This window comes from Pilimelia anulata, assembly GCF_014647895.1.
Lineage (GTDB): Bacteria > Actinomycetota > Actinomycetes > Mycobacteriales > Micromonosporaceae > Pilimelia > Pilimelia anulata.
The window spans coordinates 280,911-295,617 of record NZ_BMQB01000005.1 but is presented as its reverse complement, the minus strand read 5'-3'; the positions used below and the strand labels follow the sequence as shown (position 1 = coordinate 295,617).

Annotated in this window: 17 protein-coding genes and 1 tRNA gene; 13 read left to right on the top strand and 5 right to left on the bottom strand. The window is 73.9% G+C overall.

The window, feature by feature from the left end; translation table 11 throughout:
- Positions 1-36 precede the first annotated feature (36 nt).
- A complete protein-coding gene (locus IEY94_RS13600; protein WP_189170507.1) occupies positions 37-579 on the bottom strand; it encodes a hypothetical protein in 543 nt (180 codons plus the stop codon).
- 213 nt (positions 580-792) lie between these two features.
- Positions 793-1,032: a hypothetical protein gene (locus tag IEY94_RS13595; RefSeq protein WP_189170506.1), complete on the bottom strand. Its 240-nt coding sequence runs from the start codon at positions 1,030-1,032 to the stop codon at positions 793-795.
- 126 nt (positions 1,033-1,158) lie between these two features.
- Here IEY94_RS13595 and IEY94_RS13590 point away from each other — a divergent pair, with 126 nt between their 5' ends.
- Positions 1,159-1,572, top strand: a complete 414-nt coding sequence (locus IEY94_RS13590; RefSeq protein ID WP_189170505.1) for a hypothetical protein — start codon at positions 1,159-1,161, stop codon at positions 1,570-1,572.
- Between the two features lie 6 nt (positions 1,573-1,578).
- On the opposite strand, the gene IEY94_RS13585 is transcribed toward IEY94_RS13590, so the two are convergent.
- A complete protein-coding gene (locus tag IEY94_RS13585; RefSeq protein WP_189170504.1) occupies positions 1,579-2,220 on the bottom strand; it encodes a DUF4360 domain-containing protein in 642 nt (213 codons plus the stop codon).
- Between the two features lie 174 nt (positions 2,221-2,394).
- Here IEY94_RS13585 and IEY94_RS13580 point away from each other — a divergent pair, with 174 nt between their 5' ends.
- Positions 2,395-2,775 carry a hypothetical protein gene (locus IEY94_RS13580; RefSeq protein WP_189170503.1) on the top strand — a complete coding sequence of 127 codons (381 nt, stop codon included), beginning with the start codon at positions 2,395-2,397 and terminating at the stop codon, positions 2,773-2,775.
- A 244-nt stretch (positions 2,776-3,019) separates the two neighbouring features.
- Here the strand turns inward: IEY94_RS13580 and IEY94_RS13575 are convergent, their stop codons facing one another.
- Positions 3,020-4,051, bottom strand: coding sequence for an asparaginase (locus IEY94_RS13575; RefSeq protein ID WP_189170502.1), 1,032 nt, complete (start codon positions 4,049-4,051; stop codon positions 3,020-3,022).
- A 162-nt stretch (positions 4,052-4,213) separates the two neighbouring features.
- Here IEY94_RS13575 and IEY94_RS13570 point away from each other — a divergent pair, with 162 nt between their 5' ends.
- From IEY94_RS13570 to IEY94_RS13520, 11 genes are all read left to right on the top strand, one after another.
- Positions 4,214-4,507 carry a hypothetical protein gene (locus IEY94_RS13570; RefSeq protein WP_189170501.1) on the top strand — a complete coding sequence of 98 codons (294 nt, stop codon included), beginning with the start codon at positions 4,214-4,216 and terminating at the stop codon, positions 4,505-4,507.
- A gap of 798 nt (positions 4,508-5,305) precedes the next feature.
- Positions 5,306-6,031, top strand: coding sequence for a tRNA-dependent cyclodipeptide synthase (locus IEY94_RS13565; protein ID WP_189170500.1), 726 nt, complete (start codon positions 5,306-5,308; stop codon positions 6,029-6,031).
- An 8-nt stretch (positions 6,032-6,039) separates the two neighbouring features.
- A complete protein-coding gene (locus tag IEY94_RS13560) occupies positions 6,040-7,392 on the top strand; it encodes a purine-cytosine permease family protein (protein ID WP_189170499.1) in 1,353 nt (450 codons plus the stop codon).
- 1 nt (position 7,393) lies between these two features.
- Positions 7,394-7,759 carry a rhodanese-like domain-containing protein gene (locus tag IEY94_RS13555; RefSeq protein ID WP_189170498.1) on the top strand — a complete coding sequence of 122 codons (366 nt, stop codon included), beginning with the start codon at positions 7,394-7,396 and terminating at the stop codon, positions 7,757-7,759.
- 45 nt (positions 7,760-7,804) lie between these two features.
- The gene (locus IEY94_RS13550; protein ID WP_189170497.1) at positions 7,805-8,272 is read left to right on the top strand and encodes a thioredoxin family protein; all 468 of its coding nucleotides are present in this window, start codon (positions 7,805-7,807) and stop codon (positions 8,270-8,272) included.
- 148 nt (positions 8,273-8,420) lie between these two features.
- On the top strand, positions 8,421-9,626 hold the full coding sequence (locus tag IEY94_RS13545) for a S8 family peptidase (RefSeq protein ID WP_189170496.1): 1,206 nt from the start codon (positions 8,421-8,423) through the stop codon (positions 9,624-9,626).
- A 189-nt stretch (positions 9,627-9,815) separates the two neighbouring features.
- Positions 9,816-10,730 carry a LysR family transcriptional regulator gene (locus IEY94_RS13540; protein ID WP_189170495.1) on the top strand — a complete coding sequence of 305 codons (915 nt, stop codon included), beginning with the start codon at positions 9,816-9,818 and terminating at the stop codon, positions 10,728-10,730.
- A gap of 2 nt (positions 10,731-10,732) precedes the next feature.
- Positions 10,733-11,671, top strand: coding sequence for a LysR family transcriptional regulator (locus IEY94_RS13535; RefSeq protein ID WP_189170494.1), 939 nt, complete (start codon positions 10,733-10,735; stop codon positions 11,669-11,671).
- A gap of 79 nt (positions 11,672-11,750) precedes the next feature.
- Entirely contained in the window at positions 11,751-12,428 is a 678-nt protein-coding gene (locus IEY94_RS13530) for a DUF899 domain-containing protein (protein ID WP_229783814.1), read from the top strand.
- Between the two features lie 101 nt (positions 12,429-12,529).
- The gene (locus IEY94_RS13525; protein ID WP_189170492.1) at positions 12,530-13,228 is read left to right on the top strand and encodes a VanZ family protein; all 699 of its coding nucleotides are present in this window, start codon (positions 12,530-12,532) and stop codon (positions 13,226-13,228) included.
- A gap of 202 nt (positions 13,229-13,430) precedes the next feature.
- A complete protein-coding gene (locus IEY94_RS13520; protein WP_189170491.1) occupies positions 13,431-14,456 on the top strand; it encodes a serine hydrolase domain-containing protein in 1,026 nt (341 codons plus the stop codon).
- Positions 14,457-14,597: 141 nt separating this feature from the next.
- On the opposite strand, the gene IEY94_RS13515 is transcribed toward IEY94_RS13520, so the two are convergent.
- A tRNA-Thr gene (locus IEY94_RS13515) sits at positions 14,598-14,674 on the bottom strand.
- Between the last annotated feature and the right edge of the window lie 33 nt (positions 14,675-14,707).

Below are 14,707 nucleotides of genomic sequence, written 5' to 3'. Positions count from 1 at the left end.
CGACCCCGTGGCCCGCGGCGTCAGGGATGGGCGGCGTCAGGGGCGGGCGCCGACCCGCAGCCGCCCGGCCGCGGCCAGCGCGAGCCGCTGCGCCCGCCCGTACCGGCCGTTCCCGCGGCACAGCGACGCGACGTTGCGGGTGACGCTGGCCAGCACCAGCGGGTCGCCCAGCACCCCCGCCGCGGCCATCGCCCGCGCGGCCGCCACCCACGCGGGCCCGGCGACCCCGAGCTTGATCAGTACGTGCGCCGCGGTGTTGTACGCCTCGGCCCGGACGGCGTCGGCGGCGTCCCTGCGCCCGGCCCGGTCGGCGGCGGCGAGCAGGGCGGGCAGGGTTCGGGCGAGGGCGGCGTACCGGCTGGCCCGGAACTCCGCCTTGACGGCGGCGAGCGCCCGGCCCGGCGCGGCCGGCCCGGGCCCGGCCGCGGGTACCGGGTCGGGGTGGCGCAGCGCCGCGGCCAGGCGGCCCACGACGTCGGCGGGTGGCGGCGCGACGTCTCCCGGCGGCGGGGCGGCGGCGGGGCGCGGTCCGGCCAGCGGCGTGCCGGCCGGCCCGGCCAGCAGGTCACGGCGTCGCACCGGGTCGCCTCCGCCCGTCGGCTCCTCGTCCTCCCGCACCCTATCGGCCGATCCGGCGACCGTCCGGACGCGACACCGGCGCGGCCGGCCGGTCGAGCTGCCCGCGTCGCCGTCGCGAGTCCGGACCGGTCGGTTCGGTACGACCACCGCGCGGCCGATCGCCCGGGACCACCCTGGTGGGGCGGCGGGATGACCACCCCGCCGGCGGGCCGGTCAGTGAGGCGGGGTGGGGCGGTGCGGGTCGTTCGGGGCCGGGAGGGGGATGCGGCGCTGTTCGTGTTGGCGGATCTCCGCGTGGAGCAGGTGGGCGTGCGGCCGGTAGATCAGGTCGACCGGGCCCATCAGCTCGCTGCCGCCACCCCGGCGCCGCACCCGCCCGGCCAGCCACGCGAGCCCGTACAGCACCGCGCCGAGCACGGCGGCGCACACCAGCCACGGCACTACCCCACCCATCCGCCGAGCGTACGCCGGGCCGGGACCGCGCGACCCGGCCCACTCCCGGTGGTCGCCCGGGGACCGGGACGGCGCGGCCGGCTCGCGGGGCGCCACCCGGCCGCCCGCCCGGGTTACGCTCCGACCATGATCCGCTCCGTCGGGCAACCGCGCCGGTTCGGTGTCCGGCTGGTGCTGGCGGGGGCGACCGACCTGGCCGTGTTCGGCGGCGCCTACGCCGCGGCGACGCTCGGCGCGGCCGCCACGGGCGGCGCGGTCCCGGCGCTCGCCCTGGCCGGCGTCGTCCCTGCGCTGTTCATGCTGTGGGCGGCGCCGCTGGTCTCGTACCGCCGCCGCGACGCCCTGCTCTGCCTGTGCCTGATCGGGATCGCGCTGGTCCCGGTGGTCGCCTGGCGGCTGGTGTACCTGCCGCACCGCGACTGGCGCCCCCGCCCGGACGAGCAGCGACCGGTACGGCGGCCCGCGGAGCCGGGGCGCCCGGGCGGCCGGCGCCCGGCCGCGGCGCGGGCGCGCCAGCGCTGGGGCGGGTCCCCGGACTGACCCGGGTCAGCAGTTCTTCCAGGACAGCCGGCCCGCCTGCCGGTCGAGCGTCATCCCGCTGGTCGAGTCCCTCGGCGACTCGCCGGCCACGACCTGTACCCGCATGTTCAGGTTGATGGCGCGCGGCTTGCCGCACGTGCTCCAGTCCGGAGTGGCGATCTCGTCGTCGTAGGCGTACCCGTCGGTCTTCGGGCCCTTCAGCTCCCACGTACCCCGGCCGGTCTGCGGCGCGCCGGCGAAGTAGTGGGTGGTGGTCTGCTTGCCGACGGCTCCCGCCGGCAGGTCGGCGTAGCCGCGGACGCCGAGCGAGGTCAGCGCGAAGGTGTAGCCGGCGTGGTACGACAGCGTCAGGTTGATGACGCAGTTCTTGGTGGCCCGCGCCAGCCAGGTCGGGGCGCCGTCCTCGCCGGCGACCAGGCCGGCCCGGACGGTGAAGGTGGAGAAAAGCACCTCGATGGCCCGGTTGCCGTTGGACAGGACGATGCTGGTGTCGCCCTTGCGGCAGCCGGTGCCGTTCAGCGTCACGTCCCGGACCTGCACGTCCGGGTCGGTGCCGGCGGGCGCCGCGGCGGCGGGTGCCGGCAGGCCGGCGGCGCCGAGCACGGCGACGGCGGAGGCGGCCGCCCGGACGAGGTGCGTGCGGTTCATCGCGGACCATCCCATCGATAGGGAGCGGGAGCAGCACGGTAACGGGGTCCAGTGAGGATCGTCCATGTCTCTGTCACGTAGCCGACAGGCCGGAATATGCACGCGGTGAACCCGCGGGCGGCAGCCGATCCTCTGCGCTCCGATCATGATCAGCTCCGCCGCGGAACCGCGCGGATGCGGCGCCCGAGTGCTGGTGGCGGGCCTGATCCACTCGCCGTCTTCGCCTCGATGATCGCCGTGGGGATCTACGTCGAGGACGTCACCGGCGGGTTCGTCGCGGTACTGGTCGGCGGCTCGATCATTCCCGCGCTGTTCCTGTACCGGGCGGCGCCGCGGGTGTCGTACCGCCGCCGCGACGCGCTGCTCGGGCCGCTCGGCATCGGGCTCGTCCCGACGGTGGCCTGGCGGCTCGCGCTGCTGCCGCACCGCGACTGGCGCCCGCGCCCCGACGAGCTGCGGCGCGCCCGCTGGCTGACCGACCCGCGGCACGCGGGAACCTGGTGGCTGCCGGCGGACGGCGCCGCGCCCGACCGCCCCGGCACCCCACCGACCTGACCGGCGCGGCCGACAACCCACAACACCGAACCGGCCCCCGCCGGACCACGGCGCGCGAGCGAAGCGGCCGGACCGCGACGGCGACGGCCACGGCCAGAGCCACGAAACGACCGGACCACGGCGCGCGGGCGAGGCGGCCGGACCGCTCCCCGCCGCGGCTGACCGCCCGACCGCACGACCACGTGGTACGCCGGCACCGGCGCAGACCGGACCGAGCCGGACCGGCCCGCCGCGGGTGCCCGGGCTATCCGGCCGGCCAGGGCCAGCCGTCGGGGTCGCCGGTGCCGCCCGCGGCCCCGAACGCGGCGCCCACGGCCGCCCCGTCCAGGCCCGCCGCCAGGACGGCCCACAGCAGGACGCGCGCCTTGTACGGATCGAGGAACCCGGCGCCGACCAGCCCGCGCCCGCGCAGGTCGCGCTCGGACCCGGCGAAGCCGTAGGTGTCGGCCAGGACCGGCCCGGATCCGGTACGGGAGGCGAGCACCACCGGGATCCGACCGGCCAGGTCGGCCAGCCGGCCGACGAGGCGCTCGGGTACGTGGCCGGCGCCGAAGCCCGCCACCACCAGCCCGTCCAGGGCGCCGGCGCCGGCGAGCAGGGCGCCGTCGTCGTCCAGGGTCGCGGTGTACAGCCCGACCCGCGGGGCCCGGCGGAGCGCCGCCGGCGGCACGGTCGGCCCGGGTGCCGGGCGGGCCAGCAGCCGCACCGCGCCCTCGACGACGTGGCCGAGCGGCCCGGTGTCCGGCGACCGGAAGGTGCCCGGGCCGGTGGCGTGGGTCTTGCGGACGCGCCGGGCGTCGTGCACCTCGTCGCCGAACACCACCAGCACGCCGAGGCCGCGGGCCGCCGGCGCGGCGGCGACCCGGACGGCGGCGAGGAGGTTGGCCGGCCCGTCGGCGCCGGCCAGGCCCGGGTGGCGCATCGCCCCGGTGACGACGACCGGCGCCGGGCCGGCGTGCAGCAGGGCGAGCAGGTACGCGGTCTCCTCGATGGTGTCGGTCCCCTGGGTGACCACGACGCCGTCGACGTCGCCGCCCGCGGTGCGGTCGGCGACGAGCGCGGCCAGCGCCGTGAGGTCGGCGAAGCCGAGCGACGCGCCGGGGAGCCCGCGGAAGGTGTGGACCCGCAGGTCGACGCCGGTCCCGGCCAGTCCCGGTACGGCGGCGGCGAGGTCCCCGGCGGTCAGGGTCGGCACGACGCCGCCGGCGCCGCCGGGGGTCATGGCGATCGTCCCGCCGAGCGAGAGCAGCAGGACGGTTCGCGGCCGCTCGGTCACGGCGCCTCCCCCGGGGATCGGCCGGTGTGGCGCATTCGTACTTGCCAATTTTCGTCGAGGGGGTGGCGCGGGCGACCCGGGGCGTGACCCGTGGGGGATGCAGGGCTAGAGTGCCCAACATAGACAGACCTAGATGTACTGGATCGCTCAACGGGGGGCATTGTGTCCGCTCCACAGGTCATCGGATGGGCCGCGTGCGTGCTCTGCACGAGCGCCTTTCTCCTCGACTACTTCGCGCCCAAGCCGCCGGGCGGGTTCTCGTGGCTGTGGTTCGCGCTGTTCACGCCCGGTATCACGCTGTGGGCGGTGCAGGCGCTCATCCTGGACAATCATCCGTTGGTCGCCGCGAACTTTATCGTGGTCGTCGTCCTCCTCCACAACTGCTACCGCCGACTGCGGACGAACGTGCGCGCGACCGCCGCGCACGACGCCCGGCACGCCGAGGCCGCGAGCTGACCGGCGGGCGGGAGCCCACCCGCCCCCGATGCGTTCCGACCGGTACCGCGACGGCCGTCGCGGTACCGGTCACCAGCGACTTTCCCCGGTCCGCCGTGTCGGCGGCGCGGCCGCGGCCGGGCGGTGGTGCGGCCGGGGAGGGCCGTTCCATCGCCCGGGCCGCGGCCGCCGATCCCGGGCCGCGACCCGAGGTGTCGCCGCGCGGCCCGCACCCGGCACCGGCGGGTACGCCCTGATCGTCGCGCCGCCCGCCGCCGCTGACCCGACCCCCACCCCGCAGCGGCCGACCCGGCCGGGCCGGGTGTTCGTTCCGATCAGCGGGCCGCAGCAGCCCACCCCACGAGCCGATGCCGGCACCCGGTCCCGTCCGCGGCGGCCGCCGAACCCCCGGCGCCCCCGCGCCGCGAGAGGGTCGACCGCAGCCCCGGCCGCGCGCCGCCGCCATTTACCGGGGTCCCGGTCGACGGTGGGTAGCAGGAAATGCACAGAGCGCGAACGGATTCCGGGCGGCCCCGGCCGGCCCTGAATTCCTGTTCCCCGCGCCAAGCCCCCTCGAACAACCCAATTAATTGATCGAGGTCAATGCTTACTGTGCAACTGTCACCCCCCGCCGCCGCGCCCAACAAGATCAGAATTGTGCTCCCGCCGAGCTGACGAGGGCTTTCCGGCGCAGGCGAATCGGTGCCGGCGTCCGGGGTGCCGAGGTTATGCAGGAGGGGTATACCCCGCTGGCATTACCGGCCCGATGGACCGCCACCCACACTCCTTATCGAACAGTGATAACGAATGGAGGCTGTCATGGCGGTCTATGTGATGGAGCCGCTGTCCAGCGAATGCGCAACGGTGCTGCGGCAAAACGAGCATGTGTGCATCGGGGTCAGCCCCTTTAACAGTTACTTCAGTACCGAACGGCTGGCGAGCCTGGCCAGGTGGGCGCACGACGGGTTCGCGAGCTTCCACTTCTTCGTCCCGGACGAGATCACCACGTACACGTTCGAGGCCCTCGGGTACCCGGCCAGCCGGGCCCGGCAGAAGGCGCACCGGCAGGCCCGGTACACCCACAACAAGATCCGCGCCGCGCTGGCCACGCTGCCGCTGGCGGACCCGGAGAGCCGCGTGCTGGGCATGGCGGACCTGTACGCCAACGCGCGCTACGTCGAGCTGCACCGCCACGTCAACGAGCTGTACGACAAGAGCGAGCAGTTCCGCGAGGCGTGTATCGACGCCACCCGGTGGGTGCTCAGCGGCAAGCTGCCGGACGACCGTCCCGCGGCGCCCGAGCAGCTCAGCCTGGGTGTGCGCTACTTCCTCGCCGAGCTGCCGCTGTTCGCCGGCTCGGGCTACATCGTCGGCGCGGACAGCTCCCTGTTCGCCTACCACCAGCGGGTGCGCTTCCTGGAGCGGTTCTTCGACCGCGAGCTGGAGTGGGCGCCGCGCCCCCGCCAGGGCTTCCTGATCGTCCAGGACCCCGCGCCGGCGGAGCGCCTCGACCGCGAGCTGTCCCTGCTCGGAAGTGCGAGCTAGCGGCAGTCATGACCAACCACGCTGACACTCTCACCGCCAACGTCGGGCACGACGACTACTCGCTCGTCCCCGTACCGCAGTCCGCGCGCCGCTCGTGGATCTCCGTCGCCGTCCAGCGCTTCGGCCAGGTCTCCTCCTTCCAGCAGTTCATGGTCGGTGCCATCCTCGGGTACGGCATGACGTTCTGGGATGCCGTCCTCGCCATCACCATCGGCTCCGCGCTGCTGGAGATCATCACGATCCTGCTCGGCATCGCCGGCGTCCGGGAGGGGCTGTCCACCTCGGTGCTCGCCCGCTGGGCCGGGTTCGGCCGGCGCGGCTCCGCGCTCGTCGGGATGCTCGTCGCGATCAGTCTGGCCGGCTGGTTCGGCGTGCAGAACGGCGTGTTCGCGCAGGGCATGCACGACCTGACCGGCTGGTCCTCGGAGTGGCTCTGGGCCGTGATCGGCGGCGTCGCCATCACCGCGATCACCACGTACGGCTTCCGCACGATGGCCTGGGTCGGCTACCTGACCGTCCCCGCGTTCCTGGCGCTGGCGCTGGTCTCCATCGTGGACGCGCTGCGCAGCCACTCGCTCGGCGACCTGATCGCCTCGCCGCCGCCCGGCCCGACCCTGTCGCTCGGCGCCGGCATCACGCTGGTCTCCGGCGCGTTCATCCTCGGCGCGATCATGACGCCCGACATGACCCGGTTCAACCGCCGGCCGGCCGACGTCGTCAAGCAGACGGTCATCTCGGTGACGCTCGGCGAGTTCGTGATCGGACTGATCGGCGTGCTGCTCGCCCACGCCGCCCGCACCAACGACGTGGTCGGCATCGTCACCTCGTCGTCCGGGCTGCTCGGCACGCTGGTGCTGGCCACCGCGATCCTGAAGATCAACGACTGGAACCTGTACTCGTCCTCGCTCGGCCTGGTCAACTCGATCAACGTGCTCACCGGGCGGCGGGTCGGCCGCGTCCCGGTCACGATCGCGCTCGGCGTGCTCGGCACGCTGCTCTCCGCGATCGGCATCGTGCACGCCTTCGCCGGCTTCCTCACCGCGGTCAGCATGCTCGCGCCGCCGGTCGCCGGGATCATCATCGCCGAGTACTTCATCGTCCGGACGTACCGGCCCGCGCTCGACGTGGCCCGCCGCGCCGGCACGCTCCCGCACGACCCGCCGGACTGGGCGCCCCGCGCCCTCGTGAGCTGGTTCGCCGGCACCGCCGCCGCCGTCGCCGGGCTGGGCAGCGCCGCCATCACCTCGGTCGTGGTCGCGTTCGTCGTGCACATCGTCCTCGGCCGGATCGGCGCGGCGCGTGCCGGCCGCGCCGCACCGCCGGCCACCCCCGTCCCCGCCACCCCCACGAAAGGACCCTGACGTGCTGCCCCTGATCACGCGAGACGAACTCGCCGCCGAGATCGACGCCGGCACGGTCGTCGTGGTCGACACGATGCCCGTCTCCTACTACGAGCAGGAGCACATCCCCGGCGCCCGCAACATCCCCGGATTCCCGTACGAGCGGGCCGCCGAGTTCACCGACGAGTACGCACCCACCGTGCTCCCGGACAAGACCGTCCCGGTCGTCGTGTACTGCGCGAACATCCCCTGCCGCAACAGCGGCCTGGTGGGCGAGCGGCTGCTCAAGCTCGGCTACCTCCACGTTCGCAAGTACCGCGAGGGCATCGAGGACTGGGCGGCCGCCGGCCTGCCCACCGAATCGTCCGTGGCGGTCACGCCCGGATAACCCGCCCCACCCCCGATAACCCGCCCAACGGAAGGAAGTAACACGATGAAGCGCACGATCGCACTGCTCGCGGGCACGCTGTCCCTGGCCGGCGCGTTCGCGGTGGCGACCCCCGCCGCCGCCATGGCCGCCACCGGTACCGTCGCGTCCGCCCCGGTTGCCGAAGAGACGATCATCGAGATCTCGGCGGCGAACTACGAGCAGGTCATGGCCATGTCCAACACCAAGCCCGTCGTGCTGGACTTCACCGCCACCTGGTGCCACTGGTGTCAGGTGCAGAAGCCGCACCTGAAGAAGTTCAACGAGCAGGACAAGGGCGCCTGGATCCTGGGCGTGGTCGATGTCGACAAGAACAAGGACATCAGCCGCAAGTACAGCGTCCGCGGCATCCCGGCGCTGGTCAGCGTCGGCAAGGGCAAGGAGTACGGCAGCCGCTCCGTCGGCTTCGACTCGGCCGAGACCCTGCGCACCTGGCTGACCAACGTCGTCAACAAGTACCCCGCGACGCGCTGATCACCCCCGCACCACCGAGAGGACCGGAACGGGTCACCCGGCGACTGCGCCGGCGTCGGGTGACCCGTTCCGCACGTCCCCCGATCCGCGTGCCGGGGTTCGACCGCTCGACGGGCCCCGGCACCTCCCCCCGCTCCGGAAGGAAGTCATGCACACGAAGCACTGGAGAACGGCCGCGCTCCTCGCCGTCTCGGTTGCCCTCCCGCTCGCCCCGGCCGGCATCGCGGCCGCGTCGGCGGAACGCCCCGCCGCCCAGCAGGCGGACACCAAGGTCTACCGGGCGGACACCAAGGTCTACATCGTCGGGCTGCGCGACATCCCGGCCGACCCCGGCCGGGTCACCGCCACCGCCAAGGAGATGATCGCGGCGTACGGCGGCGAGCTGCGGCGCATCTACCACTCCTCCATGCAGGGGTTCTCCGCCTCCCTCACGACCGAGCAGTACGTCGAGTACCTCTCCGACAGCCGGATCGAGTCCGTCACCCCGGACAAGACGTTCCGGGTCGCCGGGGCGCAGCGCCTCCCGGCGTGGGGCCTCGACCGCATCGACCAGCCCGCGCTGCCGCTGGACCGCGTGTACCGGTACCCGAACAAGGGCGCGAACGTGCGCGTCTACGTCCTGGACACCGGCATCCGGACCAGCCACCTGGAGTTCGGCGGGCGGGCGCGCGCCGCGTTCGACGCGCTCGACCCGGCCGGCGGGCCCGGCCGCAGCGGCGAGGACTGCAACGGGCACGGCACCCGGGTGGCCGGGACGATCGGCGGCCGGTTCACCGGCGCCGCCAAAAATGTGCACATCGAATCGGTCCGCGCGCTCGGCTGCGATGGCACCGGCACCGGCGAGCAGATCCTCGCCGCCGTGGACTGGGTGAGCGCGCACGCGCAGCGCCCCGCGCTGCTCAACCTCAGCTTCTCCGGCCCGGCCCAGTCCGTGATCGACCTGGCCCTGTACGACATGACGACGAAGGGCCTGGCCTACACGGCGGCGGCCGGCAACGACACTGTGGACAGCTGCTACACCACGCCGGGTCGGCAGACCACGGCGATGACCGTGTCCGCGATCGACCGGTCCGACCGGCGTCTGACCAGCGCGAACTTCGGTACCTGCGTCCACCTGTTCGCGCCCGGCGACGACATCCCGACCGCCAGCGCGACCAGCGACGTGGCCTACACCAAGGCGGGCGGCACGTCGATGGCGGCCGCGCACGCCGCGGGCGTGGCCGCGATGCACCTCTCCGCCCACCCGGCGATGACCCCCGAGGAGCTGGACAAGGTCATGCGCGGTACGGCCGCGAAGGACAGGGTGCAGGACCCGGGCCCGGACTCGCCCAACCTGCTGCTGCAGACCGGCTGACCGGGCTTGCCGGTCCGCCGCCGGCACCGTTACCGAGCGGTAATCTGTGGCACACTATTCGCGCCCGAGCGGCGGCCCGGGGCTGGAGCGAGCCCCGGGCCGGGCCCGCAGCGCGTCCCCAACGCGCAGCGGGCCCCACATCACCCATCGCGCCGCTCTCCTGCCCCCGTCCCACCCCTCGGAGGCATCATGCAGCTCGAACTGCATCACCTCAGAACCCTGCGGGCCGTCGCCGCGGCCGGCAGTCTCAACCGGGCCGCCGAACAGCTCAATCTGCCCCAGCCCGCGCTGAGCCGGCAGCTGCGGCGCCTGGAGGACCTGTTCGGCGGCCCGCTGTTCGACCGGCACCACTGTGGCGTCCGGCCGACCGCGCTCGGCCGCGTCGTCCTCCAGCACGCCGCCGAGATCCTGGACGACTGCGCCGCCATCCACGACGACATCGCCCGGCACCGCGACCGGCAGGCCGGCACGATCCGGCTCGGCTGGACGGCGAGCTGCCTCGCCGACCTGCTGCTGGACGAGCTGCGCCGCCGCTTCCCCGACACCGCCATCGAGGTGACGGTCGGCGACTCGCTGCGGCAGGTGACCAACCAGCTCGTCACCGGCGAGATCGACGTGGCCCTGGTGCACGAGCTGACCGGCATGCCCTGCCCCCGGCCGAGCGGCCTGTCCGTCCAGCATGTCCTCGACGAGTGCCCGCACATCATGCTCAGCGGCGACCACCCGCTCGCCCGGCGGTCCGCCGTCACCGTGCCGGAGCTGCGCGACGAGCGGTGGATCGCGATCTCCGGATCGGACAGCTGCATCGCGTTCCTGCACCGGGTCTGCCGCCCGTTCGGCTTCACCCCGGAGATCGTCCACCACCTGCCGGCGTACGGGCCGCACGAGGAGGTCGTCCGGCTCGACGGCAGCGTGGCGCTCACCCAGGGGTGGGGGCCGTCCACCGCGGGCACCACCCGCCGCCCGATCGCCGGGCTGCCCTGGGTGTCCCGGCACTCCCTGATGTACCGCCCGGACGGCTTCTGGGCCCAGCAGGTCCCGCACTTCGCCCGCGCGGTCGCCGACGCCCACCGGGCGCGGATCGACGCGGGCCTGCGGGTGTAGCGATGGACATCGAACCGCAGCAGCTCCGCATCCTGCAGATGGTCGCCGAGACGGGCACCATCAACAGCGCGGCCGAGAAGCTCGGCATGAGCCAGAGCGGCGTCAGCCGGGCCGTACAGCGCCTGGAGCGCGCCGTCGGCCTGCCGGTGCTGCACCGCCAGCCGTCCGGCATCACGCTGACCACCGCGGGCGCGATCCTGCTCGAACACGCCGACACGGTGCTGCCCGCGGTGAACCGCATGTTCACCGACGTCCGCCGCTGCCTGGCCACCGACAACGGCAAGCTGTCGGTCCGGCTGGGCGCGGCGCCGGCGCCGACGCTGACGCCGTTCGTCCGCTGCGCGGAGGACCTCGGCATCGCGCCCATGTCCCTGCTGGTGGACGAGTCCGGGCCGCGGCTCGTCCAGCTTCTCGGCAACGGCGAGATCGACGTCGCGATGTTCCGCCACTTCCCGGAGCTGGACCCGGAGCCGCCGGAGCCGGTCCGGCACGAGCGGATCGCCGTCCAGGACCCGTACCTGTGCCTGCCGGACACCCACCCGCTCGCCGAGCGCCCCGCCGTCGAACTCACCGACCTCAACGACGAGCACGTCGTCCTCGCCTTCCCCGAGTCGCAGCCGCTGACCGGCCACTTCCACACGGCGTGCACGGCGGCCGGGATCCGGCCGCGGGTCAGCTCCGCGAACAGCGGGCCGGCGGTGGTGGCGCTCGGCCACGCGCTCGGCGCGATCACCTTCACGTACTGGCCGAACGTCCGGAAGGAGGCCAGGATGGCGCACGTGGCGCTGCGGGACACCCCGCTGAACGCCGTGCTGGTGCTCGCCTGGCGGCCGGACGGGCCGCTCGGCGACGAGCTGGGCGAGCAGTTGCTGGCGTCGGTCCGGGCCATGCACTCCGAGTTCGTCGTCGCGGAGCACGGCATCCGGCCGGCCGCGGGCTAGGGCGTCGTCGGCGCGCCGGGTGTGACCGGGGCGGATTCCCGGGTACCCGTAGCGGAGCCGACCGAAGGAGATGATGACCATGGCCCTGCCGCCCGTTGTCGACGAGTCCGCCTGGCGCGAGGCGCTCGACGAGCTGCGCGCCCGGGAGAAGGCGGCCACCCGGGAACTCGACGCGATCGCCGCCCAGCGCCGAAAGCTCCCGATGGTGCGGATGCCCGATTACACCCTGGTCGGCGCCGAGGGGCCGGTCCGGCTCGTCGACATCTTCGCCGGCCGGTCCCAGTTGATCGTCTACAACCACATGTGGCACCCGGGCGCCGAGTGGCAGTGCGGCGGCTGCACCAGCCTCACCTCGTCGTACACCCGGCTGGACTTCCTCGACAACTACGACGCCCGGTTCGTGATCGTCACGCCGGGCCCGATCGACGAGGCCCTCGCCTACGCCGCACGCGTCGGCAACACGATGACCTGGTACTCCACCGCCGACAGCCCGTTCGGGGCCGACGTCGACGCGCCGCCCGGCGGCGGGTTCGGGATGAACGTCTTCCTGCGCGACGGCGGGACCGTCTACCGCACCTGGCACACGAGCGGGCGCGGCGTCGAGCAGCTCACCTTCACGTTCCCGCTGGTCGACGTGCTGCCGTACGGGCGGCGGGAGGAGTGGCAGGACTCCCCGGCGGGCTGGCCGCAGGGGCCGACGTACAGCGGCTGGCTCGACTCGCCCGACGTCGCCCGCCTGTACGGCCGCGCGACCTGACCGCAAGCGCCACCCGACCGCACGGCGCGAACCCGACCCGCAAGGGCAGTTCGTGATCACGCGAGGAGCAGCGGGGCGCGGACCCGGTATTCAATGGGGGCGTGAACCGCAACGCTCCCCCGGCGGCGCCGCCCCGCCGCGCGCGCCGGGTCGTCCTGCTCGGCTCGGCGCTCCTCGGCCCGGCGGCCGCCGCGTACGTCGTGCGGCGGCCGCTCCTGATGGCCGCCCCGGCGTGCGCGGCCGGGCGGTGGCACGGCTGCGGCGACACGTTCAACGGCGTCCTGCTGCTCGCGCTGGTCACGCTGCCGCTGTCCGCGCTGGTGGCGTGGGCCCTGGCCCGCCGGCGGCGGGCCGCCGGGAGCACCTCGGCGTGGCGGACGTCGGTGGCCGAGGTGGGCCTGGTCCACGGGACGCTGCCGTTCGTCTGGATGACCCTGATGCCGGGCCCCGGCGCCGGCGTCGTCACCGGCCGGGTGAGCCTCGTGCCGCTGCGGGACCTGCCCACGATGGGGCCGATCGGGATCGGCGGCAACCTGCTGGTCCTCGCGGCGCTGGGCTTCTTCGCGCCGATGCGGTTCGCGGCGCTGGCGTCGGTACCGCGGGTCCTGGCGCTCGGGGCGGGCTGCTCGGTGCTGATCGAGGCCGCCCAGTACGTCCTCCGGCTCGACCGGGTGTCGTCGGTCGACGACGTCCTGGTCAACGCGGCGGGGGCCGGGCTGGCCGCGCTGGCGTCGCGCCCGTGGTGGCGGACCCGGGCGGATGCGCCGCCGGACCGGCCCCACCCGGCACCGGCGGCGTGAGTCGCCACCGAATTTCTCGCCACCGCCCGGGCTCTGCTCCGCGGGCGACCCGGGTCGCCGCGGTGCGGCGTGGTGTCCGGCGGCGGGCGGGGTCGGTGTCCGCGGGCGGCGGCCGTCCGGCGCATCGGGCTTCCCCGATGACCGGGTGGCGGGGACTTGGTACCTTGCCCTGCAATCGCGTCGCCGGAAGGAGCGCTCCGCCGTGGCAGAGTTCTACATCGACAACGCAGCACGGGCATTTCGTGGTGATCCGGACGAAGGCTGGCAGGCCACCGCCGGCTTCGCTCCGGCCGGCGTGGACGTGGCCTCGCTGAACGAGTCCGCGGACTGGTTCGACGGCGTGAAGAACTCCCGCAGCCTCATCGTGGTGCGCGGCGGCCGCCTCGTGTACGAACGCTACTTCCACGGCAGCAGCCCGCAGCAGAGCAACAACGTGCACTCGGCGTCCAAGAGCATCCTGCAGGCGGTGTACGGCATCGCGCTCGGCCGCGGCCACATCCCGAGCTACGACGTCCCGATCGGCCACTACCTGCCGGCCGCGATCGCCGCCGGCGGGAAGAAGGCCGGCATCACCATCCGGCACCTGCTGACGATGCGCTCCGGCCTGGCCTGGTCCGAGGACGAGACCGAGTACGAGATCGAGGGCGAGGACGACTGGATCGAGGCGATCCTCGACCAGCCGCTGGCCGCCACGCCGGGCACCCGCTTCCACTACAGCACCGGCGACACCCACCTGCTCTCGGCGGTACTCCAGGCCGCCACCGGCGCCACGCTCGAGCGGTACGCGACCGACTACCTGTTCACGCCGCTGGGCATCGGCCACCAGGCGTGGGGGTGCGACCCGCAGGGCATCGCGTCCGGCGGCTGCAACGTCTTCCTGCCCGCCCGGGCGCTGGCCCGCTTCGGCGAGCTGTACCTGCGCAACGGCGTCTGGAACGGGTGGCAGGTGGTGCCGCCGGAGGCTATCGCGTTCTCCCGGACGTACTCCGGGCACAAGGAGAAGGATCCGCGGTACCAGTACGGCGCGCTGTGGTGGCTGTCCACCGTGCAGGGGCACGCGGTGCAGTTCGCCTGGGGCTGGGGTGGGCAGTACGTCGCCGTCATTCCGAGCCTGGACCTGGTGTTCAGCTCGACCCAGGACACCACCGGGAAGCCGAAGAAGGTGGAGGAGCGCGAACTCGACATCCTCGCCTTCCTGGACGAGGACATCCTCCCCGCCGTGAGCTGACCCGAGAGAGCGGCGGCGCCGCGGCGCTCGAATGCCCGGCACGCTTGCGTCGAGGAGGCTGGCGGCAGCGGATCCGGTTCGGACCCCACATCGAAAAACATGAGGCCCTGACCGGCGTTTCGGCTGGTCAGGGCCTTGTGTTGGAGCCGCCTGTCGGAATCGAACCGACGACCTACGCATTACGAGTGCGTCGCTCTGGCCGACTGAGCTAAGGCGGCAACGTAGCGCAGTGTACGCGACCACCCCCACCC